The following is a 23431-nucleotide window of genomic DNA, read 5'->3' as shown; positions in this document are numbered from 1 at the left end:
GCAAGGATTTTACCTGAATTCATCGGTTAATTTGACATAAATTTGGTATTAAAAATAATGAAACCCTTTATTTATATGGGTTATGGGGTAAATAAACTCATATTTGGCATAACAGGTACGGAAGAACCATTTTGGTTTACAATATCATGTTAAATTAATATGTCTATTGAATCAGAAGATAGTTTACTGCTACTTCAGCAATTTGAAGAACGTTGTCAACGAGCAAATCTTGACATAGAGCGACTTAATCCAGAAAATATTAATCATGGATTTTGTTTGAAGCTGAATGCTGGTAATGATACTATTAATATTTACATTGATCATAACACAGCAAAATTAATACCAAAAGATTATATTTTTTTTGAAAATATCAAGAAAATTAATGGTATGAGCGAGTTTTATGCTTATTATTCCATCGAAGATAAGTGTATTGAAGCTATGATTGACTATGAAGATATGCCACAAGGACATTATTCAATTTATCAAAAATTAATTAAACCTAGAATCAACAATGAAGAAGAAAATTCAAGGACAGTTATTAACACTAATAATGATAATTGCTCAATGATTAAATTATCTATTGGTTTATCTACGCCAACATTTTCGGTTTTAGCAACACTTAAAGACCCTATTTCTCAACCTCAAATTAAGGAATATTCTACTATCCGTATAGAACAAGTACAAATTTCATCCCATGAACAGGCTTTAGAAATTTTGAAACAAGTTGCGACTTCACTTATTTTGGAATTAAATTATTCTACGGGAATATCTATTTATTTATCAGATCAAGGACCATATTCTAAATCACTGAGTGATTTAAAAGCGGAAAGGAACAGATATTTAATTAAGAATAAAATTCAATCTAAACCTACACTAGATATTAAAATTTGCAATTATGAAAAAAGTCCCTTGTCTTTGTACATTTATGCACTTTTAGAAGAAGAAATGCCTGTATCACAATATTTACATTATTATCAAGTAATTGAATTTTATTTCCCTAAATGTGTAGATCAAGAAGCATTAAGAATTATGAAAGAAACAATTAAAGATCCATCATTTTATGAATCTCAAGAAACATTAGATAATAACATAAATACTTTATTTAATAAAATAATAGACAGAATACATGGTCAAAATGAAAAAGATTGGTTGAAATTAACTATTAAACATTGTGTGGACACAGAAGAATTAAAATTATTCTTTCAAGAAAAACAAGATAGACAAAAGTTCTTTAAAAACTATGATAAATGGAAGTATATCACAACTAAACCAAGTCCTCTTAGGGAAGGAGGTGATATCATAAATGATACAGCGATTCGTATTTATGACATACGGTGTAAAATAGTTCATACAAAAAATGACCCAACTGATCAAACAAAATTTATTTTACCATTGTCAACAGAAGCTCAAAAATTAGGATACGACATTGAATTAGTTAAATTTATAGCTAGAAAAGTTCTGGAACATTTTAGTCAACCTTTAGAAATTTAGAATGATACAATTCACCATTTCAGGTTTAAAATGTTGGTAAATATCCATAAACTTACAGTTTACTTCCATAAGTAACCATAATATGTTACATTTGTAGTGAGAGTATGGTTGTAATATGAAATCCCTCCAAGACTATATCAATATTATTCGTCCTGATGACAATGGTACTTTTGTTGCCTATATTCCGGCTATTCCTAGCTGTCATGCTTTGGGACAAACGCAACACGAAGCCCTAAGAAAACTACAAGACGTATTTGAGATGATTCTAGAAGAGTACGAAGAAGAAGGAATACCTTTTCCTGAAGACATTAAACTTGGTATCTTCCGTGAAAGCTGACATACTGAGAAATCATATTCTCAGTAACTGTCAAACCATTATTTATAACAAACTGCCAAATATATTAAGAAATATTAAGTATTTGGCAGTATTATTTTTTGTGTTATTCTAGCTACAAAGCCTAGACAACTCCATAACCTTCCTCAAGAAAGTCTTCCACCCGTGCTATCTGCGTAGTTCACAACTAGGGGGAATATATGCCAGTAAAAACACGAGAACTGGAAAGACTTGCATCTCATCTTGGCTTTGAAAGAAAACGCCAAAAAGGTGACCATGTGCGCTGGAAGCATCCAGATGGACGAGCAACCACAATACCAGTTTATCCTGAGATTGGGGGTTGGCTTATGTACGAAATCCTAGCCCAACTAGGTGCTACTAAGGACGACTTGAAACGACATCATAAAAAAGTCTGTTCAACATTCAGCCAGTTAGTAAAGTAAGGTAAGGTAATAAATGGTGGCTAGTTTACAAGAATTTGATTATGGTTGGTGTTTAAAACTGAGAAGTTTAAAATATCTCAATAGCTCTTAAATAAATAGTGGATATGTCTAGGCTGACCTAGCACTGGGTATATTTCTTGCGGTAGGTCATAAAAAATAAAACCCAATTCGTTAACTACGGATTGGGTTATTTGCTATATAGGGTTTAGGGAGCGATCGCTTTTTTAATTTTATGCTAACATTAAATTAAATCTAAATTTAGTGCAGAGTCACCAACTATGATTAATCTCAGTCAAGATATTCAATCACTCTCAACCTTCAAACGCAACACCAACGAACTCATTAACCAGATGAAAGAAACCGGAAATCCTCTGATTTTAACAGTTAACGGTAAAGCAGAATTAGTAGTACAAGATGCCGCATCTTATCAAAAAATCCTCGATTATATCAAACAATTGGAAACAATAATTGAGAGGAAATTTGATTTCATTATTTACCAAATGCTTGAAGGTACTTTTTATTAGTAGATAAATCACCAATTCCACTATCTACAGATCCAGCCCATTCTTTAGCTAAATCATAAGCAGAAACTTCTCGATTTTCTGGTAGTCCATTTTTTTTTCTGTACATAAATTCCACAAAATCTAAAATAGTTTGTTGTTCTTCACTAGTGAGATTTCTAAATTTATCTAATAGAATATTTTCTTGCATGATATGTTGATCAATTGCTTGAGTCATAATTTTACTTTCGATTAATTTGACCTGAATATTTATATTCATATTATATCCAGTTGTTAAATTTTGGGCAACATATTTATATCTAGCTATAACTATCGCTACCTTATACTAAAACCTTGGAATCACTAAAAGCAGGTTTAACAAACTCCTCCTTATCCTCCAAACTAACATAACCCAAATTAACAGCCTGTGGGTTCTGGTTTAGTGGTATTTGCTGGTGCATTGGGTGTAATGCCTTTAGATATGCCAGAATCGGTATTAGTCCGTTTTAAAGGAGAATTACAACCTGGAATTACATTGAGAGATATTGTTAACGCTATTCCTTATGTTGCCATGTAAAAAAGATTATTAACAGTGAAAAAAACAGAACAAGAAAGCTGATAATTTGTATCGTTATTTGAATTTTGATCAAATTGTTGGTTTTGAGGATGAAGGGAGGGTGATTAGTAAGGAGAAGCGGCTTTGGTATAATGTAAGTGGGGTGAGTTCTTTGTGGACTCACCCATAAATGTTATGTGCCTCTGCGGTTCGTTAAAAAAAGACTTTGCAGCTTATACCAATTTTCTATGAAGATGCACATAAAATTGGTATTATATCATGTCAGTTGAATTACTTACGATATAACTCATTGGTTAGTAATTGTCTGTTTCCAATTACCAATTACCAGCCTCAACAGATATGATAAATATTCAACTGGACATGATATTACGCTTCAATGACTACACGTAAATTCCCCCGTTTTTTAGCCACTCGACAGGAAGTGGTGCTACCAACACGCTCAAATTCTAAATCTAAAATGGTTGCACCCACCCGCAAATTGTGCAAGGACAATTGGTTAATTGATTCTGGTAAAGCAGGGTCAACAATTCGCAAACAATTATTTTGTGCATCTGGAATTAAATTGACCATCATCTGTAATAATTGAAAGATGCTACCTGTTGCCCAAGCTTGGGGACTACAAGCAACGGGATACTGCACAGGTGCATTATCACCATTGCTTTGATAGCCGCAAAATAGTTCTGGTGGACGTTGATAGGGTTGCTGGGATGTCATGTTAAATAATCCTTGAAATAATTCCAGGGATTGATCTATTAAACCGAGCGATCGCAATCCCACAGCTATGAGAGAATTATCATGAGGCCACACTGAACCAGTATGATAACCCATAGGATTATAGGCAGGTGACAAACTGCTTAAAGTGCGAATTCCCCAACCATTAAACATATCAGGCGCTCCCAATCTTTCCGCCACGCTATAGGCTTTGGCTGAGGTAAATATCCCCAAATTTAAACATTGGCCAGGATTAGAGGTAATACTATCTACTGGTTTACCATCTCCATCTAAAGCTAAAGCACAAAAATCTTCCTCTTCTAACCAAAAATCCTGATTAAATTTCGCCCGCAGTTGTCTAGCTTGGGTTTGCCAAAGTTCGGCTAAATCTGGAAGTTGTTTAATTTTGGCAATTTCCCCTAGACGATTTTTAGCTGCATAGACATAAGCTTGCACTTCACATAAAGAAATCGCACCGGTGGCTAATTCTCCTTTGCGGTTAACTATGCAATTACCAGAGTCTTTCCATCCTTGGTTAACCAGGCCACCTTGAGATTGACGGTAATAACTGAGATATCCTGTAGCTTGGAGTTTTTTATCAATCCAACCCATAGCCGCCAAGGCGTTTGGCCACAGTGCTTCCAAGGTTTCTTGGTCATGGGTCCAACTGTAGTATTCAGCATAGAGCATTAACCACAGGGGCGTAGCATCAACTGTTCCATAATAGGGTGTGTGGGGAATTTCTTCACATCGTGCCATTTCCCCTAACCGCAATTCGTGTAATATTTTGCCTGGTTCTTCTTCCCGCCAAATATTCTCGGTTTGACCTTGATATTCTGCCAATAACAACAGGGTTTCTTTGGCTATTTGGGGGTTTAACATCAGGGTTTGGGAAGCGGTAATAATGGCATCCCGGCCAAATAAGGTGGAAAACCAAGGGACACCAGCAGAAACGGTTCTATATTTGCCAAAGGACTGACGTAGTAAATATATATCTTGTTCTGCTCGTGAAATTACGCGATTTAGTATACTTTTGTCTGAGCTAATGCGAGTAATTTCCTGTAACCAGCTTTGTTCCTCCATTAATTCGGCGGCTTTGGCTTGTGCTAGGGTACTAGCGGCACTGATAGCTGAATTAGCTTGGCTATTAGTCACCATATTCAACCGATAACCCAGCTTTTTAGTTTCATGGGCTGCTAAATCTAGCTGCCAAATTGCTGTATAACCTTGAAAACGGTGTGGGGGCAAATGTTGAAATTGAATCCGAGATTCCATGATTGCACCGTCTAAACCCTGATATGCTAGGGTCAAAGATTCTTCTTTGGTTTCGGATGTTTCGGCCAGGTGTAACATTCTGCCGCGTTTTTGGCGGTGATGACCTCTGACTTCAAATAAATCTACAAAATCAGCATCAAAACTGATACTAATGGTAAAACTGATATTGGTCGTGTTATAGTTTGTTACCTCTATTTCTTCAAATAGTGCGCCATTGAGAACCATTTCTCGACGAATTCCCACGGTATCGGCACAAAAAAGATGTTCTAAATCAGGATTAGTACAGAGGACAGAAAGGGCAAATCCTTTGTCAGCGTTGCTACTTAGTAATATAGGCGATCGCCCTTCAATTTGCAATTCTAAACGACTCAAAAACCTGGTATCACGGCAAAACATCCCCATACTAGGAGTGCTACCATACAGGTAACAGCCGGAAATATTCCCCATAATATCCGTGACGAGGAATAAATCATCATCTTTAACTGTAATCGTTGGCTGTGGTCTTTCACTGACTACACAAGGCCATTCAGAAATCTCTTTGGAGTCTACGGGAGTAAAAGTCCTACCCTCTAAAACAATCTTTTCCGGGGTAATTAATGTATCCGATGTCATTAGTCTACGCTTACCTATACAGGTATAAATTTGCTCAATTTGATATAATCAACAAAAGCAAGAAATTAAATCTACAAAAATGAATTTCTATAAATGTATCTCTTATCAATTAGATGTCAAGGCTGAAAAATAGCTATTTTTTGATAATTTGTTGGAGACTTCCACAGTCTCCTATCCTATTCTTGAATAGAGTTAAAATTAAGACTGATAGCAGGGAACAGGGAACAGAGTTTAATGGTCACTTCTTGTACCTAACTTAAATAGGAACTACTATAGTGAAAATAATCAATGCTTCCCAAGGATAACAAATATGAATGAAGTTTTTGGAGAATTTATAGAAGAATTTCTGCCTCAAGGTCATTTTTTAGAGTTAAATTTTAGTTCATGGGATCAACAAAATCGACAATACTGGCACAATAACCGGTTATTTGCCTATTTTATCGCTGATTATGTTGGTAATTTACTAACTATTGATGAAAATGATACTAATAAAAAAGACCGCATTAAAGAGATTAAGAACACCCTGAGTTATATAGGTAATGAATTGTTAGAAAACGCCATAAAATTTAATGTAGATAGCAAAAATAATCACCTCAAGCTGGGAATTTATTTTTTAGAAGATATAGAACTGACAGCAGTGATTTATACTGAAAATCTGACTTTGGCTGAACAAGTTGAAAAATATCAAGCTTTTATTAACTCATTGCTAATTAACGATCCCAATGAATTGTATATTCAGCAAATTGAGATTACAGCATCTAAAGCAGATAATGAAGATTCTGGCTTAGGTTTAATAACGTTAGTAAATGATTATGCAGCAAAATTAGGTTGGAGATTTAAGTCAGCGTCTATTGATCCAGAAATGACCGCTGTAACAACAATGGCTCAATTCATTCTATAATTTATGATAATTTACTAAACACATATCCTAACTTCTTCAGGAAGTCGGGGATATCAATCTCTTTTAAATTTACAAATCAAATTATCTCACTCCCTAAACAACAGAAATAATTTATGGCTATGCAAGAAGTAACAGGTAATGACTACAATGTTAAATATGATGCTCCATCCACGACGGTTTTTTTTACAGGCGAAATAGCACTAGGTGGACCAAAAGATTATGTACCGATTGTAAATTTACTTAATCAAGTAGCTGATTTTGATGCAGAAACCATAACATTAAACCTAAAAGAACTAAAATTTCTCAACAGTTCTGGAATTAGTATGTTGTCAAAATTTGTATTGGGAATGCGAAAGAAAAAAGGCATTCAATTAATAGTTTTAGGATCAAAAAAAGTACCATGGCAAGGTAAATCTCTCAAAAATTTAGAACGGTTACTTCCCGGTCTGAAATTAATAGTAGAATAAGCAACCCACACAATAACAACATCATTAAATTTAGTAATCGCGGAAATCTCATGTCAGAAAATATCTGGGAAAATATCTGGGAACAATTGTTACAAACGGATTTTCAGGAATTAATGCAAACCCTGATTAATCAATTTTCTCAAATTGATGTCAAGGGTTTAGTCCAAACTGTGGATAGTCAATTATCACAAATGAATACAGATGAATTAATTTTGACGAGTTTACTCATCTGTTTTGTAGGAACTGTTGTATTATATGTGTTCCTTGCTTATATATTACGACCTATTTTTCGTAATTTTGAAAGTGATATTGCCATTGTCACTTTAAATGTGTCATTTAATCCGGCTCTGATTATTTTTGCTATTTTCAGCATTAAAATAACTTTTGATAAATTAGCTGGAGTGAAGATTTTTTCAACGATAGAACACATCTTCACAACCATAATGATTGTCACCATTGGTTTTTGGTCTGTACAAATATTTAATCAAGTCTTTATTTATTACCTAAAAGAATACACCCAAAAAACGGAAGTTATGTGGGATGACGTTCTACTTCCCCTGCTTTCAGCAGTTGTTCCTGCACTGATATATATTACGAGTGCGGTGTTTATAATTAGTTCTTTTGGCGTTGATTTAACAGGAATTTGGGTAGCTTTGGGTGGTGCTACTTTTGTATTGGGTTTTGCACTTCAGGATATTTTAGCTAATTTCTTCAGTGGGATTGTCTTATTAATTGATACTCCCTTTCAATTTGGGGATATTTTGCTACTGGAAGATGGTTCAATTGGAATGTTACGCCGAATTGGGATTAGGGTAACGCATCTTTATATATTTAGTAATCATTGTGATATTTATATTCCTAATAGTATGTTACAAAGTCAGAAAATCACAAATTTAAGTCGCCCTACTTCCTTATATTACCAATCTATTGTGATCGAGTTACCTTCAGAATGTGACATGGATCAATCTAAAAAATTAATAGAAGAAATTGTCTTAGCTCATCCTGATACACTCGGTTCGATAGATATGAAGTTAGAACTAATAGATGAATACTTTAAGTCCCATGAAAGTGATACGCATTTACTCAATCAACAGGAAGTTGGGAAATCAAGACTACTAGCTGAACAAAATGTGAATTTAAAATTAGAAGAAATTGTCGAATCCTTGGAAGCTTTAGCTGTTACCATGAAATTTGCGGAAAAAGGGGGAATGTCCCAAGAAGAAGTAGAAAATGTCCAACAGGAATTTCAAGAAGTTTTGCTGCTGACTGGCTTTGAAGAAACAGAAAAAAGCAGCAATAACCGATTGGGTATTGATTTTAATGAATATAATGAGGATGGACTAATTGAGTTAATTAGGGAGTGGTATCGTCTGTGGATTAAAGATCCTAATTTTTTGGATGAGGATCAATCTTTTATTTCTGATGAATGGGAGCGGAAGATTAATTTATTGCAGCGTAGATTCCAAAAATTAGCTCAAAAAATATCTAATCCTCAAGGTGATGAGACTCGTTTAGATGATTATGTAATTGACTTAATTGATTGGTTGAAGAACAGATTAAAAGCACCGCAAAAAAAATGGCAAGAACCATACATTAGAATGATGGGTATGACTCATGATGAATCGGGATTTTTCATTGAATTAGATATTAGGTTTTTTGTAGACGAAATGAAGTTAGAAGATGGTAAACGAGGCGATCGCGTTAGAAGTCAGATTTATGAGGAAATCTTCGGCTATTTCAATATTACCTATCTCAATTGGGATGGGATTAAGCCAGTAGAAAATGGCAGTAATGGCAGTAATGGCAGTAGTAATGGATGGAACCAAGGAGAAATACCAATATCTCCAGCTAGACCCTCCCATAATCCCAATAGTGAAAAAAGACGAGTAATTATTTAGAGAAATGATTGACGGCGAAAAAAGCCTAATTTTTTCCGTTTACCACCATTGTGTGGAATTTCTAGTTCTGGTTCTGGTTCTGGTTCTAGTTCTGGTTCTGGTTCTGGTTCTGGTTCTAGTTCTGGTTCTAGTTCTAGTTCTAATATGGCACTTTGTGTTTCTAATATTTCTTGATTCTGTCTAAATTTGCGTTTGAGAACAACTAAGGTAATATCATCAAACACTTTTTGTTCACCAATATGTCTCTTAACATCATCAATGATTACTTGTTTAATTTTTTCTGCTGATTCATGCCAATTTTGGCTAATAACTTCGCATAATTTTTCTAAACCATATTGTTTCTTATCCATACTATAGGCTTCGGGAATGCCATCGGAATATAGGACAATTCCATCATCTTCATTTAAGTCCAGGATGGTATGATCAATAAAATCTGAAATCTCTGCTTCTAACCCAATGGGAAATCCTAGATTAATAGTATTAATACGCTCAATTTCGCCACCTTTCCGCACTACAATAGTTTCCTCATGTTGACCACTAATACTAATTTTACCTTCGGCATAAGTGAGAATAGCTAAGGTTAAATTTTTCTCAGAATTCATGCGTTGCACATTTTTATAAATAGTGCGATTGAGGACATCTAAAAACTTGACTGGATCGAGTTCTTGAATTTCTTTAAGAGTACGAACTGCTGTTTGAGTCATGACCATTAAAATACCGCTTTCTAGTCCATGTCCGGTGACATCACCGATGGCAATAGTCACTAAATTATCTGTGTACAAAATGTCATAATAATCCCCTCCTACTTCGTCAGCAGGTTCCATATAACCGGCAATTTCTAAATCTTCAATGGTACTTAATTCTTCTGCGGTTGGCAAAATCATTCTTTGCATTTGGCGCAACATTTCTAATTCTTTACGCATCCGTAGATTATCTGCTTGTAAAATAGCTTCTGCTTCCTTGCGTTTGAGAAGGTTGACATAAGCTTGGGAATGGTAGCGAATCCGGGCTATTAATTCTAATTTATCTGGCAGTTTAACGATATAATCATTAGCACCTAAAGCAAAGGCTTTAGCTTTAATTACTGGTTCTTCTTTACTGGAAAGAACGATGAGAGGAACATCTTTAGTTGGGGAATTTTCTGCCCGTAAAAAACGCACTAGCACTAATCCCTCCATTTCTGGCATGACTAAATCTTGTAAGATAATGGTTGGCTGACAGGATCTAGCAACTTTGAGGGCTTGGGTGGGGTTGTTACAGTAATGAAAATTAATATCTGTTTCTGAAACTAACATTCGACGAACGGCCTCAGCGATCATGGGTTGATCATCTATGAGTAAAACTGTAATTGGATCTTGAACTAAATTTTCATTCATAAATTTTAAATCTGCTAGGAATATGTTTGCTAATTTTTTAGCAACTCTTATTTAACAATAATTGCAGGTTTATGGCTATATTTTCTAAAGATAATACTTGAGTAGCAGCATTTAATTCTATAGCGGCTTTGGGCATTCCGTAAACTATACAACTTTCTTTATTTTGGGCGATTGTATGCCAACCTTGCATTTTTAAAGCGTTTAGTCCTTCTGCGCCATCTTTACCCATACCTGTGAGTAAAATGGCTGTTCCTTTATTTTGCCAATGTTGGGCAAGACTGTGAAAAAAGACATCTATGGAAGGACGATAGGGATAATCAATGGGGTTTTTCGTATAGGCTAAAGTTAAATCTGGTTTTAAATGGAGATGGTCATTTGTGCCAGCGATTAAAACTGTACCTTTTTGCAAGCGATCGCCTGTTTGGGCTAATCTCACGGGTAAAGGTGTTTGTTGGTTTAACCAGTCGGCAAAACCGCGAGAAAAACTGCCATCAACGTGCTGGACAACAGCAACAGCAGCATTCAAATTTGCAGGTAATTGTGATAAGATAGTTGCCAGTGCTTTCGGACCCCCTGTAGAAGCACCAATTGCTACTAATTGCATGGATTTGAATAGTTTTTGTGACTCTGGTAACTTAGTGTTTCTACCTTGAGAACTATATTTAATTAATCTGGCGATGTTAGCTATTTTCTCCAGTAATTTACCCGTCAGATCGGCAAAATTTTTGCTATCTATAGTTGGAGTATCCATAACATCTAAAGCACCATAACCCATAGCTGCATAAATTTGAGAGATATTAGCCCTCATGTCAGTGGTGACAATCAAAATGGCACAAGGAGAATATTTCATAATCTGTTGAGTGGCAGCAACTCCACCCATGAGGGGCATCATCAAATCCATTAATATTAAATCAGGAATATTTTCTTGAGATTTATTAATAGCTTCATCACTACTTTTAGCTGTCCAAATTATTTGATAGTGTGGTACAGATTGGATAATCCGTCGTAATGTGTTGATAGCAATTATGTTATCATTGACAATGGCAATTTTCATAAAATTATCAATTTATAAAACATTTTGACTCCTGAATTATTAAGAATAACTAATTTCCAATTAAATCAACTACCGCATTAATTAATGTATCATCATGAAAACTACTTTTAGTTAAATAGTAATCAGCACCAGCTTCTAAGCCCTGGAGTCTATCCTCTTCGCGGTCACGATAGGAAATAATAATGATGGGTAAGGAATTTAAGCGCGGATTACTTTTGATTTGTTTGACTAATTCAATACCATTCATTTTTGGCATATCAATATCACTAATTACTAAATTATAATTGTTAGTACGCACTGCATTCCAACCTTCTACACCATTAACAGCCGTGTCTACTAGATAACCACGATTTTCTAAGAGTTTGCGTTCCATTTCTCTCACTGTAATAGAGTCATCAACTACTAAAATTTTGGGCTGTTGATGTATACTTTCTAATTCAGCTTGCATCATGACTTTAGATAAATTTCTAGTTTTGAGAATAGCATCCATAGAACGTACCATATCGGAAACATCAACAATTAAAATGGGTGAACCATCTCCTAATAATGCAGTGGCACTAATATCAGCAACTTTGCCTAAACGCGGATCTAGAGGTCTAACAACTAAATCTCGCTCACCTAAAAATTTATCTACTACTAAACCGTATGAACTATTTTGATCACTAATAACAACTACAGAAACTGAGTCATTTTGCTGTTTAGATAGGGGTAATTCTAAAATCTGATAGGCTGCTATTAAACCAATATTTTGGTTATTCATAGTGAAATATTGGCGATTTTCTACATTAGTAATTTCGGCTCTATCTAAAGTAACAATCTGGTCAATTCTTGCTAAGGGAATGGCATAGGAATTTTCCGAAATTTCCACTAATAATGTTCTAACTACTGATAATGTTAGGGGCAGTTGAAAATGAAAACTTGTACCTTTTCCTGGGTGAGAATTGGCGCGGACTGTGCCGCCTACTTCTTGTGCCATACTTTTGGCAATATCTAAACCGACACCCCGCCCAGAAATTTCTGTCACCTGTTTGGCTGTAGAAAATCCAGGTAAAAAGAGAAATTCCATTAACTCTGCATCAGAAAGTTGAGTAGCCATATCTGCTGTTGCTAAATTCTTATTAATTATTTTCTGACGTAATTGTTCACGATTTACACCTTTGCCATCGTCGCTAATAGTAATTGCTAACATTCCGCCCCGATGAAAGGCTTCTAAACGAATTATACCTTCCGGAGGTTTACCAGTGCTAATGCGTTCTTCTGGTAGTTCCATACCATGATCTACGGCATTTCTGAGAATATGGGTTAAAGGTGCTTCTAATTTTTTAAGAATATCTCGATCAACTGGTGTAGATTTACCAACGATTTCTAATTTAACTTGTTTATTTAATTTGCGTGCCAAATCTCGAATCATGCGGGGAAAACTATGTAAACCATCTTCAAATGGTCTCATGTGGGAATTAATGACTTCCCGATAAAGACGATCTGATAAACTACCAGTGCGACGCACATACAACTCTAATTCATTCAGGTTATCGCTTATATAATCAATACATTCCTGTTTTTGTTGTCGTGCTTGCAATAAATATTCTTTGCCTTCTGTCTCATATAAATTTTGATCAAGAGATTCCTGTAACTGTTCTAAACTGCGGGCAATTTCTAACATCCGCGATTTTAACAACATCATGGAATCTGCAAATGGTTGTAACCAATTCGCCTCAATTAATGATTCTCCTGCTAAACCCATAATTCGATTCAAATTATCCGCACTTACTCGCACGACTCGATCCTGATTTTTAGTGGAATTGGTATTGTCTTCCTCACGAGTAGTAATTGGTGATGCAGATTTGGTAACTAAGGGCTGAACATTGGCAATTGGGGAATGATCAACTATTTGTACATCCTTCTCAATATTAGGAGTAGTATTTGTTTTCGGCTTTTTGCTGCCTGGGCTTAAAATTGCGGCTACATCATCACGAAGATTTATAAAATTGCCTTGATGTTGTCCTAACCAAGTTGGTAATTCTGCATCATTTAATTGACTAATATTTTGCAATAAATCTACACCTTGTAATAAGATATCCACATCATCAGGAGTTAAAGAAACGGTTTTCTTTTGAGCAGCGACAAAGCAATCTTCCATAACGTGGGCTAATTGTACTACCTGATCTAATTCCACAATTCTGGCTGCACCTTTGATGGAATGAGCCGCCCGCATTAAAGCTTCTAATTCCTGGGCTGATTGGGGGTTATTTTCTATGATTAATAATCCATTATTTAAGACATTAACCTGGGCTTCAGCTTCCAATCGGAATAAATCCATCATTGAACCACTATCACCACTCATTACTGGCGGTTCTATCGTTGGTGGCATAGGTGCGGATATAACTGGAGATGTTGAGATAACAGGGTGAGGTTCAAAGTCTGTAATAGGGGAAATCTGGTTTATGTTGGCTATTTTTTCTTCTTTTTCATCGGTGACAAATGCTGTATTATCTATTATTTCTTTCGGCTGTGTTACTTCTGTTTTTTCAAGATTTAAGAGTAATTCATTGGGTAAATTTCCCGTTATTAAATAAGCAATTGCTTGTTGAGTATTATTCCAATCTCCAAGATGATTTTTCATCCATACATCTAAATTATCTTCAGCCACCAGACTCATACTTAAAAGTAAATCACTAGCATGAATTAAGATATCAATGTGTTCTATTTTTAAAGTAATACTTTGTTTTTGAACAGCAATTAAGCAATCTTTCATCAATTGCACTAAATTATAAGCTGCTTCCATTTCCATAATGTAAGCAGTTCCATAAAGGGAATGAGTCGCTTGTATGGCTTGCTCAATTTCATCCTGAGAAAATGGTTGATTTTTTAATACAGGCAAACATCGCTTAAGAGTACCAATACTAGTTTTTACTTCCTCTACAAATAAGTCGAAAAGAGTGTATTTACTCATAATAGGTGATAGGTGATAGTTGACGGTTGATGGTTGACAGATCAAAAATAAGTCATAAGAGAGTAATTACAAAATTTTCTGATTCAGGGTATAAAACAATAAATCAGAATCAAGATAATTGATTTTCTCTCCTTCCCAATAAACAATACCTTTGGTATAACCTTCTTCAGATTTGGTAATTACTACTGGTGCTTCTTGTAATTCGCTCAGATGAAAACGGAAGATTCCATGGACTTCATCTACAGGAAATACCCATTTATCTTCTCCTTGTCCAGCGACGATCATGCGTTGGATATTAATTGGTTTAGCTGCGGCCTTATTGTCTTGATTTGATTTTGATTTAATCATCTCCTGGGTAACTTGGATATGTAAAATAGAGTGCAGGGAAGCGCAAAGTAATGTTTCCCCACGAATATTTACTAAACCTAAAAATAATTCATTGCTGCGATGGGGTACAGGTTGAATAATACAAGGGTGGGTTACTTCTTGTAACATTCGTACTGGCAAACCTAATTTCTCATTTCCTAGTTGAAAGATGATGATAGAAATAGAATCAAGCGTGCGAATAATTGCCTCATTGCTGTCATAAACATCAGGACTAGTAGATGTTTCTTCAATAACATTCATCCAGTTTTCCAGATAGTCTACTGGTGCTTCTCTTTCCAAGAGACTATCACCAACTGCTGCATAAACTGGACATTCATAGCAATGAATGACGGTTTTTAATTCGCCACAAGTGCGATCGCCCATTACACCAATTTTGTTCCAGCAATCATTGAAAATTGGTCGTTCAGTATTGACATCCTCTAATAGCTGATTATCGCTGTCATAATCATTGCTGATATCATCATTATCTTTCATCAGCATAACCTTTTTTATTCAATTAGTTTCTAACTTGAAAATGGGAAATTTCTGACCGTAAAGACTGGGCTGCTTCTTCTAATTGTTCCAATGCACCATTTGTTTCCCGCAAAGCATCAACAGTTTGTTGGGAAGTATCCGTTAATTGTTCCATAGCTTGACTAATTTGAATTGCTCCTTGAGATTGTTCTTCCATACTTGCACTCACTTGGATAAATTGGGATGGTAAGCTTTGTACTTGATTAATAACTTTACTCATTTGGTTACTAATTCTGTTTACCTGTCCCACACTATTAGTCACAGAGTAATTGAATTTATCCATTTCCATAACCCCCATAGAAACAGCAGCTTGCATATCTTTAACTATTTGTTCAATTTCTAAAGTTGCCACCGCGGTTTGATTTGCTAATCGGCGAATTTCTCGGGCTACTACGGCAAATCCTGCCCCATATTCTCCGGCTTTTTCTGCTTCTATAGCGGCATTTAATGACAAAATACTGGTTTGATCCGCCACCTTAGTAATTGTGACAACAACATTATTAATATTGCTGGCTTTTTTATTCATTATTCCCAGTTTGGAATTAATAGCATTAGTCCCTTCTGTGAGTTGCCGCATGGTATTTTCCATTTCTTGTAATTCATCACGGCTTTGACGAGTATCGGTAGCAGTTGAATTTGTCATCTCCGCTACTTTTTCCATCATTTTGACTAAATTTTTGGATGTAGCAGCAATTTCTTGGGCAGTAGCAGCTACTTCATTTGTAGATGCTAATTGTTCTGTGAGTGTGGCTTCTAACTGTTTACCAGATGCCGCAATTTGTGTACTAGAAGTGGTAATTTGTACTCCTGAATGTTGAATGCGGAAAATTAAATTGTTTAGGTCTTTGTTCATGGTAAAAAAGGCATTTTGTAATTTGCCAATTTCATCTTGAGTAGTTGCGGGTTGAACAGATGTCGTTAAATCCCCACTAGATATTTTTTGGGCGATATTTACCAACTCACCAATTTTCCAGGCAACTCTATCAAAGGCTGTTTGTAATTTACTTATTTGGTCTTGACTATCTACTCCTTGAATTTGTGTAGTTACATCCCCACTAGATATTTTTTGGGCAAGATTTACCAACTCACCAATTTTAGATGTCACCATATAAAAAGCAGTTTTTAATTTTTCGATTTCGTCCTTTGTCTGGAATGATCCTGGTAATTGAGAATTGCTATTAGCTATAGATTGGGAAACTTTGACTAATTCATTGACACTTGAAGAAATTGGCTTACTAAAAGCAAAGCCAAGTATAATGGCAGTCACAGGACCGATGATTAAACATAACAATATCAAAGAATTGGTTTGTTCTATGTCAGTATGGGCTTTTTTGTCAAGTTCTTGTGCTATCTTACTAGTATTGTCAAGTAAGTCCATTTGTGCCTTATCTGCCGCAGTGTATGCAGGATCCAATGTGTTAGTTAAAAAGTCTCGCATTTTATCCATGACTCCAATAGCATCTTCGGCTGTTTTGAATTCAGGTGTGTTGGCTTTTCCCTGTTGTGATAATAACAACTGGACTCTTCTGGGGTTATTTATCCTATAGGTCATATATTGGTCATTCAAACGCATGAATTCCTCACTAGCGGCTGACCATTTATCCCATAAGCTCAAAACTCCTTTATAAATTCGTTCTTCTTCCGATTCTCGAGGTAACTTGTTGTAGGTATCCAACCCATCTTTAATTTCCTCCAAAGCTGTTTTAAAGTTAGAGATTTCTGTTTGTCTCTGTTCTGAAGTTATGAGGGGTGAGACTAACAGATTCTGAGATGATCGTACTCTGCTTTGTCCTTCGTTGATTTTCCATAAATTAATCGCACTGGGCAATGTATCATCGAAGGCGGTACTGACGTATTGACTCATACGATAAGAACCACTCCAGCCAATAATACCTACAACTAGCACAATTAAGGCCATAAATAAAAATCCACTAACTAACCGCGTCTGTAAGCTTAAATTTCTGAACATAAATACACCTGTGTTGATTTTCAATTAGCCGAAAAACCTAAATATATAATGGTTTAGTAGCCCTAAACTCCTAACTATAGAACTGAAGGACTCAGGTTTTGTAAGTATGGTTAATTTTTTACCTGAAAATGGGAAATTTCTGACCGTAAAGACTGGGCCGCTTCTTCTAATTGTTCCAATGCACCATTAGTTTCCCGCAAAGCATCAACAGTTTGTTGGGAAGTATCTGTTAATTGTTCCATAGCTTGACTAATTTGAATTGCTCCTTGAGATTGTTCTTCCATACTTGCACTCACTTGGATAAATTGCGGTGGTAGGCTTTGTACTTGATTAATAACTTTACCAATTTGGTTACTTATGAGGTTAACTTGTCCCACACTATTAGTCACAGAGTTATTAAATTTATCCATTTCCATTACACCCGTAGAAACCGCAGATTGCATATCTTTAACTATTTGTTCAATTTCTAAAGTTGCCACCGCTGTTTGATTTGCTAATCGGCGAATTTCTCGGGCTACTACGGCAAATCCTGCCCCATATTCTCCGGCTTTTTCTGCTTCTATGGCGGCATTTAATGATAAAATACTAGTCTGGTCAGCAATTTTCGTAATTGTCACAATGACACTATTAATATTGCCGGCTTTTTTACTCATTATTCCTAATTTAGAAGTAATAGCAGTTCTCGCCTCCGCTAATTGCCGCATGGAGTTTTCCATGTCTATTAATTTATTATGACTTTCACTGGCATCAGTGGCGGTAACGTTAGTCATCTCCGCTACTTTTTCCATCATTTTGACTAAATTTTTGGATGTAGCAGCAATTTCTTGGGCAGTAGCAGCTACTTCGTTTGTAGATGCTAATTGTTCAGTCATGGTTGCTTCTAATTCTTTACCAGATGCCGCAATTTGTGTGCTAGAAGTGGTAATTTGTACCCCTGAATGTTGAATACGACGAATTAAAGAGTTTAAATCGTTGTTCATGGTAAAAAAGGCATTTTGTAATTTGCCAATTTCATCTTGAGTATCTGCTTGCTGAATTTGAACGGTTAGGTCTCCACTAGATATTTTCTGGGCAATATTCACCAATTCACCAATCTTAGATGCTACTGTATAAAAAGCAGTTTGTAGTTTACTTAGTTCGTCTTTTGTCTGGAATGATCCTGGTAATTGAGAATTGCTATTAGCTATAGACTGGGAAACTTTCACTAATTCATTGACACTTGAAGAAATTGACTCACTAAAGGTAACACCAAAAATAATCGCAGTTACAGGGCCGATTACTAAAACCAGCAATAACCAAAATGTACCTGTTTCAGAATCTTTTTGAGCTTGTTTACTAGTTTCAACACCGAATTTTTCGTTTAATTCAATATCTGCAAGCAGTGATTTGGTTGCCATTTCAAAGGAAGAGCGATTATCTTGAACTTTTTGTTTTAATTCCGATAACACAGTATTTGCCCTTCTGACTAATGCTAGTTCTGAAGTATTTACCGGATTTGATTTCATTAATTCTATTTCTTTATTTACTGGGTTAAGAATACCTAAACTTTCAAATTTTTCATTCATTTGCATAAATTTTTCATGATTCTTTTTCCATTCACTCCAAGCACTTTGTAATTGAGTATATAATTTCTGTTCCTCATCTGTTTTATATGTGGGGTCATATTGTTTAAAACCTTCATCAATTTGTTGCCATGCTTGTTTAATTCTCATGACTTCAGCATCTCTTTGTGCTAAATCAAGGTCAGTATTCAATAAAGCCCGTTCTGAAGATTCTATTTGGGTTTGTCCTTCATTAATTTTCCACAGTCCCGTAATACTCGGCAGACTATTTGTACTTAGAGTATTCACGGCCTGAGTCAGGCGTAAATTTATATTCCAGCCGACTAAACCCACTACTAAGACAAGTAAACCTATAAATAAAAATCCGCCAACTAACCGTGTCCGTACACTTAAATTTCTGAACATAAATTGCCCTATTTAGATTTTAATGAATCGTTTTTTTACAAATGAGTATGATTATCTCACATTTTGTGTAACCTTTGCCACCTTTGTCTTAAAATATTTGCTTTAGCAGTATCTCCTCTTTGTTCTTTTAAGAAAGTTAGATGTAGTAAAGCTTCTGAGTTTTTGGGATCAAGGTAAATTGCTTTTTGATAACATTCTTCCGCTTGTAATTCTAGTTTTTGTGCTTGATATATCTCACCCAGTAAAACATAAGCTTCTGCATCGGTAGAATTTACCTGTAAATATTGTTCACATTGTTCTATGGCTGCGGTTAAATCACCCGAATCAGCTAAACTACGGATTGTCTCTAAATTACAATCATTAGTCTGTTTTGTGATTAGCTGATCATCTAATAGGCGGTGAATCTCTAGATTTTGCTGGTGATTAATGTCGGTACTTATAGGTGTAAAGTTGCGAGGTATCTGAGTGGTTATTTTGGGAACATGAATTTTCTGCTCTTGGGACTGATGATGATTTATAGAAGAGAAGTCTACAAAGATATTTTTGGTATTGGACAATCTTTTTCTCCCTACAGACACACCATCTAACCGAATTATTTCTACTCCTAGATTAGCTAATTCTCCTGTTTCTGATGCAGCTACTAATATTAATCCTTCTGTTTTTAGGGAATTAATTAATGTTTTTAATGTTTTTCGCCTAGATAATGGATCGAAATATATTAAAACATTGCGACAAAAAATAATATCATAGGGTTTTCTGTCCAATAAAAACTGGGAATCTAATAAATTACCCTGACTAAAATTAACAGCAGCCTTAACTTGATCAGATATTTCATATTCCTTATCTATCAATTTAAAGTAGCGGTTTTGAAATTCTAGGTTGTTACCTCTAAAAGAATTACGCCCATAAATTCCTATTCTGGCTTTAACTAAAGCTTTTTTACTAATATCAATTGCATCAATCTGAAATTGATGGGGATGTAAGCCTAAATTTAACAATGTCATCGCTAAAGAATAGGGTTCTTCGCCAGTAGAACAAGGAACACTTAACAAGCGCAGTTTACTAGTATAAGATTCATGTAACCATTGAGAATTGACATAATTTCTCACAGTATCATAAGGTTGAATATCTCGGAAAAACCAGGTTTCTGGAACAACAATTAATTCCACAAGTTCATCAAATTCTAGAGGTGATGTTTGTAAAATATGTAAATAATCCTCTAACTTATTAACACCGCAAATAGAACGGCGAGTTTCTACCGCTTTGGCAATTTTTTTAGAGCCAATAATATTGGCATCAATGCCTATCTTTTTACATAATAGATTTTCAATTTCTAGACAAATCATTTATATAACCTTCTCCCGCAGTCAATAAGTAGGTATTTTGGACATCAGCAAATAATTGTTCTAAATGAATCCGCTGAATTATGCCTTTTTGATCCATGAGCATACCCCCTAGATATGGTGCTTTTTTAATACGAATACCAGAATCTACAAAATTGCCTTCTGGTCTATCTAAAGTGTCTGTAATTTTTTCCGCAATTAATCCCAAATATTGTTCTCCGTAATTTTGACTAGGGTAACTAACCATAATAATACGGGTACTGAGACAAAATCGGCTGGGTGTTTGTCGGATTAAATGGCACAGGTCTATGACTGGGATCATCTTACCTCGATAATTAAATAATCCGGCTAGATACTCCGGGACATGATGTATTTTTCGTAAAGCCACTCTAGGTATAACCTCAACTACACGGGCGCTCTCAATAGCGTATAAATCATTACTAATCTGGAAAAGTAGCATCAACATGATAATTTACCTGAAGAAAAATTTAAGTAACTTGTTTTATATAGTACACAAAATCTGGTTATCATTTACGCATGGTATGAAATATCAGTCCTAAACACACTAAAGTTTACAACTCTTATTTGATGTTACACTATATTTGTGACAAAATTTATACATATTTAGTAGTAATATCCGTGACGAGGAATAAATCATCATCTTTAACTGTAATTGTTTGCTGTGTGTGGTCTTTCGCTGAGTACAAAAGGCGATTCGGAAATCTCTTTGGAGTCTAGGAGAGTAAAAATCCTACCCTCTAAGACAATCTTTTCCGGGGTAATTAATGTATCTAGTGTCATTAGTATACGCTTACCTATACAGGTATAAATTTGCTCAATTTGATATAGTCAACAAAAGCAAGAAATTAAATATGCAAAAATGAGTTTCTATAAATGTATCTCTTATTAATTAGATGTCAAGGCTGAAAAATAGCTATTTTTTGATAATTTGTTGAAGACTTCCACAGTCTCCTATTCTATTCTTGAATAGAGTTAAAATTAAGACTGATAGCAGGGAATAGGGAACAGAGTACAGGATTTAATGGTAAAACATTTGTGTTCATCCGCGTTCGTTTAATAGACATCTGGTGGTAATTAAATATGTATAACCACTAAACCCTTGTAGGGACAATTCATGAATTGTCCCTACGATAATTTTCACCAGATGTTTAATGGTTACTTCTTGTACTTATACTTAACTTGAATAGAAATTACTATAGTGACGATAATTAATGCTTCTCAAGGATCACAAATATCAATGCAGTTTTTGGAGAATTTATGGAAGAATTTCTCCCTCTTAGAGGTTGTTTTAAAAGTTTGAGATGGTTATTTTTAATACTTTTAGATCCCCCCTAACCCCGTTAATAAGGGGTTAACTAGATTTAAAATCCTACTTTTTCAGGGATATTTAGGGGGATCTAAAAATATTTGATACACTATGAGAGACTTTTCAAACATTCTCTTAGAGAATACTGAAAAAGTTTTCAGGGGGTTTAATTTTTTCACTACTTTCTATTCTCTCCCTAGAAGGATGTAATATTAGGGCAATTTTGATAGGATGCGATGTTGCAAAAACCTAATCATAGTAAAAATGTCACTCTTGCCTCTTACCTTCTGCTATATTGTCAGCCAATTAAGAGTATAAAAATGTCGGATCTACCAACTCAAAAGGAATCTCTTCCTATTTGTGTGCAAGTATGTCAACATCGTACTTGTAGAAAACAAGGTGCAAATGAAGTTTTAACCGCTTTACAGGCTTTCCCTACACCTAATGTGACAGTTACAGCTAGTGGCTGTTTAGGTCAATGTGGTAACGGTCCAATGGTGCTAGTTTTACCGGAGATGGTTTGGTATTGTCGGGTTTCACCCCAAGAAATACCTCGACTGGTAGAACAACATTTATTAGGTGGTCAAAGAGTCAAGAAAATGCTGTATTATCGGTTTCATCCCCACGGGTAAGCTGTTGTGGATTTAAAATGCACAACAGCAAGTCAAAAGTCAAAATTAAAGAAAGTTTCAGGCTAATTTTCCTGAATATCACAATACAGTGAGGAAATAAATGGATATTCAGCGTCTACGTCAATCTTTAAAAACCAAGTGGCTAAATTATTACAAACAAAATCGCTCTTGGCTTGTAAAAATGCGAATTTGGAAAGATTATGATGGTATCCGTAGACCTTCTTCCGGTTACATTTTAGCCACTTTATCTGTTTTAGAACCGGAGTTAAAAAAAATCCTGCCCTTCATTTTAGATTTAAACAATAATCCTGATCAAATAATTACGGCGTTGTGTTTACACTTTAATCCTGAACAGGAGTTAAATTTATTAAAATCCCAGGATTCTCTGGCTAAAAATGAGATTCTTAGTACCTCTCCTATGCAGATACCCTTGACAGATTCATCTGGATCAAAACAACGTCAACAGGTGTTATTGAAAATGAATACAGGTGTGTCCGTGGTGGCAGTGGGTACATTCAACTATTATCCTTCTTTAAATAAACTACCTGTGGCGGTAGAAAGGGAACAAATACCCAAGCGTGCATACTCATCACAAAGAATCACTAATACTATTCCCTCAGCCTTATCTCCTCTTGGTAGTTCTTTTATCGCTTGGATAGATGAATTGTGTCCAGGTAAAGGTAATGGAGCAATTGAATAGG

The 23431-nt window shown here is 35.3% G+C and carries 20 protein-coding genes; 10 read left to right on the top strand and 10 right to left on the bottom strand.

Going from position 1 to position 23431, the window contains the following annotated elements:
* Window positions 1-159 precede the first annotated feature (159 nt).
* The 4 genes from CUN59_RS00775 to CUN59_RS00760 all read left to right on the top strand — a co-directional run bounded on the left by CUN59_RS00775 (window position 160) and on the right by CUN59_RS00760 (window position 2792).
* Window positions 160-1491 carry a hypothetical protein gene (locus CUN59_RS00775; RefSeq protein WP_104386043.1) on the top strand — a complete coding sequence of 444 codons (1332 nt, stop codon included), beginning with the start codon at window positions 160-162 and terminating at the stop codon, window positions 1489-1491.
* A 115-nt stretch (window positions 1492-1606) separates the two neighbouring features.
* Window positions 1607-1828, top strand: coding sequence for a type II toxin-antitoxin system HicB family antitoxin (locus CUN59_RS00770; RefSeq protein ID WP_104386042.1), 222 nt, complete (start codon window positions 1607-1609; stop codon window positions 1826-1828).
* Between the two features lie 197 nt (window positions 1829-2025).
* The gene (locus CUN59_RS00765) at window positions 2026-2268 is read left to right on the top strand and encodes a type II toxin-antitoxin system HicA family toxin (RefSeq protein WP_104386041.1); all 243 of its coding nucleotides are present in this window, start codon (window positions 2026-2028) and stop codon (window positions 2266-2268) included.
* Between the two features lie 278 nt (window positions 2269-2546).
* Window positions 2547-2792 (top strand): type II toxin-antitoxin system prevent-host-death family antitoxin, encoded by a 246-nt coding sequence (locus CUN59_RS00760; protein WP_104386040.1) that lies wholly within the window; start codon window positions 2547-2549, stop codon window positions 2790-2792.
* Here the strand turns inward: CUN59_RS00760 and CUN59_RS00755 are convergent.
* Window positions 2758-3006, bottom strand: coding sequence for a hypothetical protein (locus tag CUN59_RS00755; RefSeq protein WP_104386049.1), 249 nt, complete (start codon window positions 3004-3006; stop codon window positions 2758-2760). The genes CUN59_RS00760 and CUN59_RS00755 overlap by 35 nt on opposite strands.
* Before the next feature lie 189 nt (window positions 3007-3195).
* On the opposite strand from CUN59_RS00755, the gene CUN59_RS21225 reads away from it, so the two are divergent.
* Window positions 3196-3345: a hypothetical protein gene (locus tag CUN59_RS21225; RefSeq protein ID WP_165790132.1), complete on the top strand. Its 150-nt coding sequence runs from the start codon at window positions 3196-3198 to the stop codon at window positions 3343-3345.
* Between the two features lie 366 nt (window positions 3346-3711).
* Here CUN59_RS21225 and CUN59_RS00750 read toward each other — a convergent pair whose 3' ends face one another.
* Complete coding sequence (locus CUN59_RS00750) at window positions 3712-5943, bottom strand: amylo-alpha-1,6-glucosidase (RefSeq protein ID WP_104386039.1); 2232 nt, start codon at window positions 5941-5943, stop codon at window positions 3712-3714.
* Window positions 5944-6253: 310 nt separating this feature from the next.
* Here CUN59_RS00750 and CUN59_RS00745 point away from each other — a divergent pair, with 310 nt between their 5' ends.
* From CUN59_RS00745 to CUN59_RS00735, 3 genes are all read left to right on the top strand, one after another.
* Window positions 6254-6844 (top strand): slr1658 family protein, encoded by a 591-nt coding sequence (locus CUN59_RS00745; protein WP_104386038.1) that lies wholly within the window; start codon window positions 6254-6256, stop codon window positions 6842-6844.
* 113 nt (window positions 6845-6957) lie between these two features.
* A complete protein-coding gene (locus tag CUN59_RS00740; protein ID WP_104386037.1) occupies window positions 6958-7311 on the top strand; it encodes a slr1659 superfamily regulator in 354 nt (117 codons plus the stop codon).
* 50 nt (window positions 7312-7361) lie between these two features.
* On the top strand, window positions 7362-9209 hold the full coding sequence (locus tag CUN59_RS00735; RefSeq protein ID WP_243406820.1) for a mechanosensitive ion channel family protein: 1848 nt from the start codon (window positions 7362-7364) through the stop codon (window positions 9207-9209).
* Here the strand turns inward: CUN59_RS00735 and CUN59_RS22255 are convergent.
* The 8 genes from CUN59_RS22255 to CUN59_RS00690 form a co-directional block, all read right to left on the bottom strand.
* Entirely contained in the window at window positions 9206-10585 is a 1380-nt protein-coding gene (locus CUN59_RS22255; protein WP_207765341.1) for a PP2C family protein-serine/threonine phosphatase, read from the bottom strand. The genes CUN59_RS00735 and CUN59_RS22255 overlap by 4 nt on opposite strands.
* A 37-nt stretch (window positions 10586-10622) precedes the next feature.
* Window positions 10623-11639 (bottom strand): chemotaxis response regulator protein-glutamate methylesterase, encoded by a 1017-nt coding sequence (locus CUN59_RS00720; RefSeq protein ID WP_104386036.1) that lies wholly within the window; start codon window positions 11637-11639, stop codon window positions 10623-10625.
* A gap of 49 nt (window positions 11640-11688) precedes the next feature.
* The gene (locus tag CUN59_RS00715) at window positions 11689-14592 is read right to left on the bottom strand and encodes a hybrid sensor histidine kinase/response regulator (RefSeq protein WP_104386035.1); all 2904 of its coding nucleotides are present in this window, start codon (window positions 14590-14592) and stop codon (window positions 11689-11691) included.
* Window positions 14593-14658: 66 nt separating this feature from the next.
* Entirely contained in the window at window positions 14659-15459 is an 801-nt protein-coding gene (locus CUN59_RS00710; RefSeq protein WP_243406819.1) for a chemotaxis protein CheW, read from the bottom strand.
* Between the two features lie 16 nt (window positions 15460-15475).
* Window positions 15476-17461 carry a HAMP domain-containing methyl-accepting chemotaxis protein gene (locus tag CUN59_RS00705; protein ID WP_104386033.1) on the bottom strand — a complete coding sequence of 662 codons (1986 nt, stop codon included), beginning with the start codon at window positions 17459-17461 and terminating at the stop codon, window positions 15476-15478.
* Between the two features lie 110 nt (window positions 17462-17571).
* Window positions 17572-19428, bottom strand: a complete 1857-nt coding sequence (locus tag CUN59_RS00700) for a HAMP domain-containing methyl-accepting chemotaxis protein (protein ID WP_104386032.1) — start codon at window positions 19426-19428, stop codon at window positions 17572-17574.
* A gap of 56 nt (window positions 19429-19484) precedes the next feature.
* Complete coding sequence (locus CUN59_RS00695) at window positions 19485-20774, bottom strand: CheR family methyltransferase (protein WP_104386031.1); 1290 nt, start codon at window positions 20772-20774, stop codon at window positions 19485-19487.
* The gene (locus tag CUN59_RS00690; RefSeq protein WP_104386030.1) at window positions 20755-21237 is read right to left on the bottom strand and encodes a chemotaxis protein CheW; all 483 of its coding nucleotides are present in this window, start codon (window positions 21235-21237) and stop codon (window positions 20755-20757) included. Before CUN59_RS00690 ends, CUN59_RS00695 begins: the two co-directional genes overlap by 20 nt.
* A gap of 1181 nt (window positions 21238-22418) precedes the next feature.
* On the opposite strand from CUN59_RS00690, the gene CUN59_RS00685 reads away from it, so the two are divergent.
* Both CUN59_RS00685 and CUN59_RS22555 read left to right on the top strand, forming a co-directional pair.
* Window positions 22419-22730 carry a (2Fe-2S) ferredoxin domain-containing protein gene (locus CUN59_RS00685; RefSeq protein ID WP_104386029.1) on the top strand — a complete coding sequence of 104 codons (312 nt, stop codon included), beginning with the start codon at window positions 22419-22421 and terminating at the stop codon, window positions 22728-22730.
* 100 nt (window positions 22731-22830) lie between these two features.
* A complete protein-coding gene (locus CUN59_RS22555) occupies window positions 22831-23430 on the top strand; it encodes a DUF5331 domain-containing protein (protein ID WP_104386028.1) in 600 nt (199 codons plus the stop codon).
* The last annotated feature ends 1 nt before the right edge of the window (window position 23431 follow it).

This window comes from Cuspidothrix issatschenkoi CHARLIE-1, assembly GCF_002934005.1.
Classification (GTDB): domain Bacteria; phylum Cyanobacteriota; class Cyanobacteriia; order Cyanobacteriales; family Nostocaceae; genus Cuspidothrix; species Cuspidothrix issatschenkoi.
This window is presented reverse-complemented; position numbering and strand designations above follow the sequence as displayed.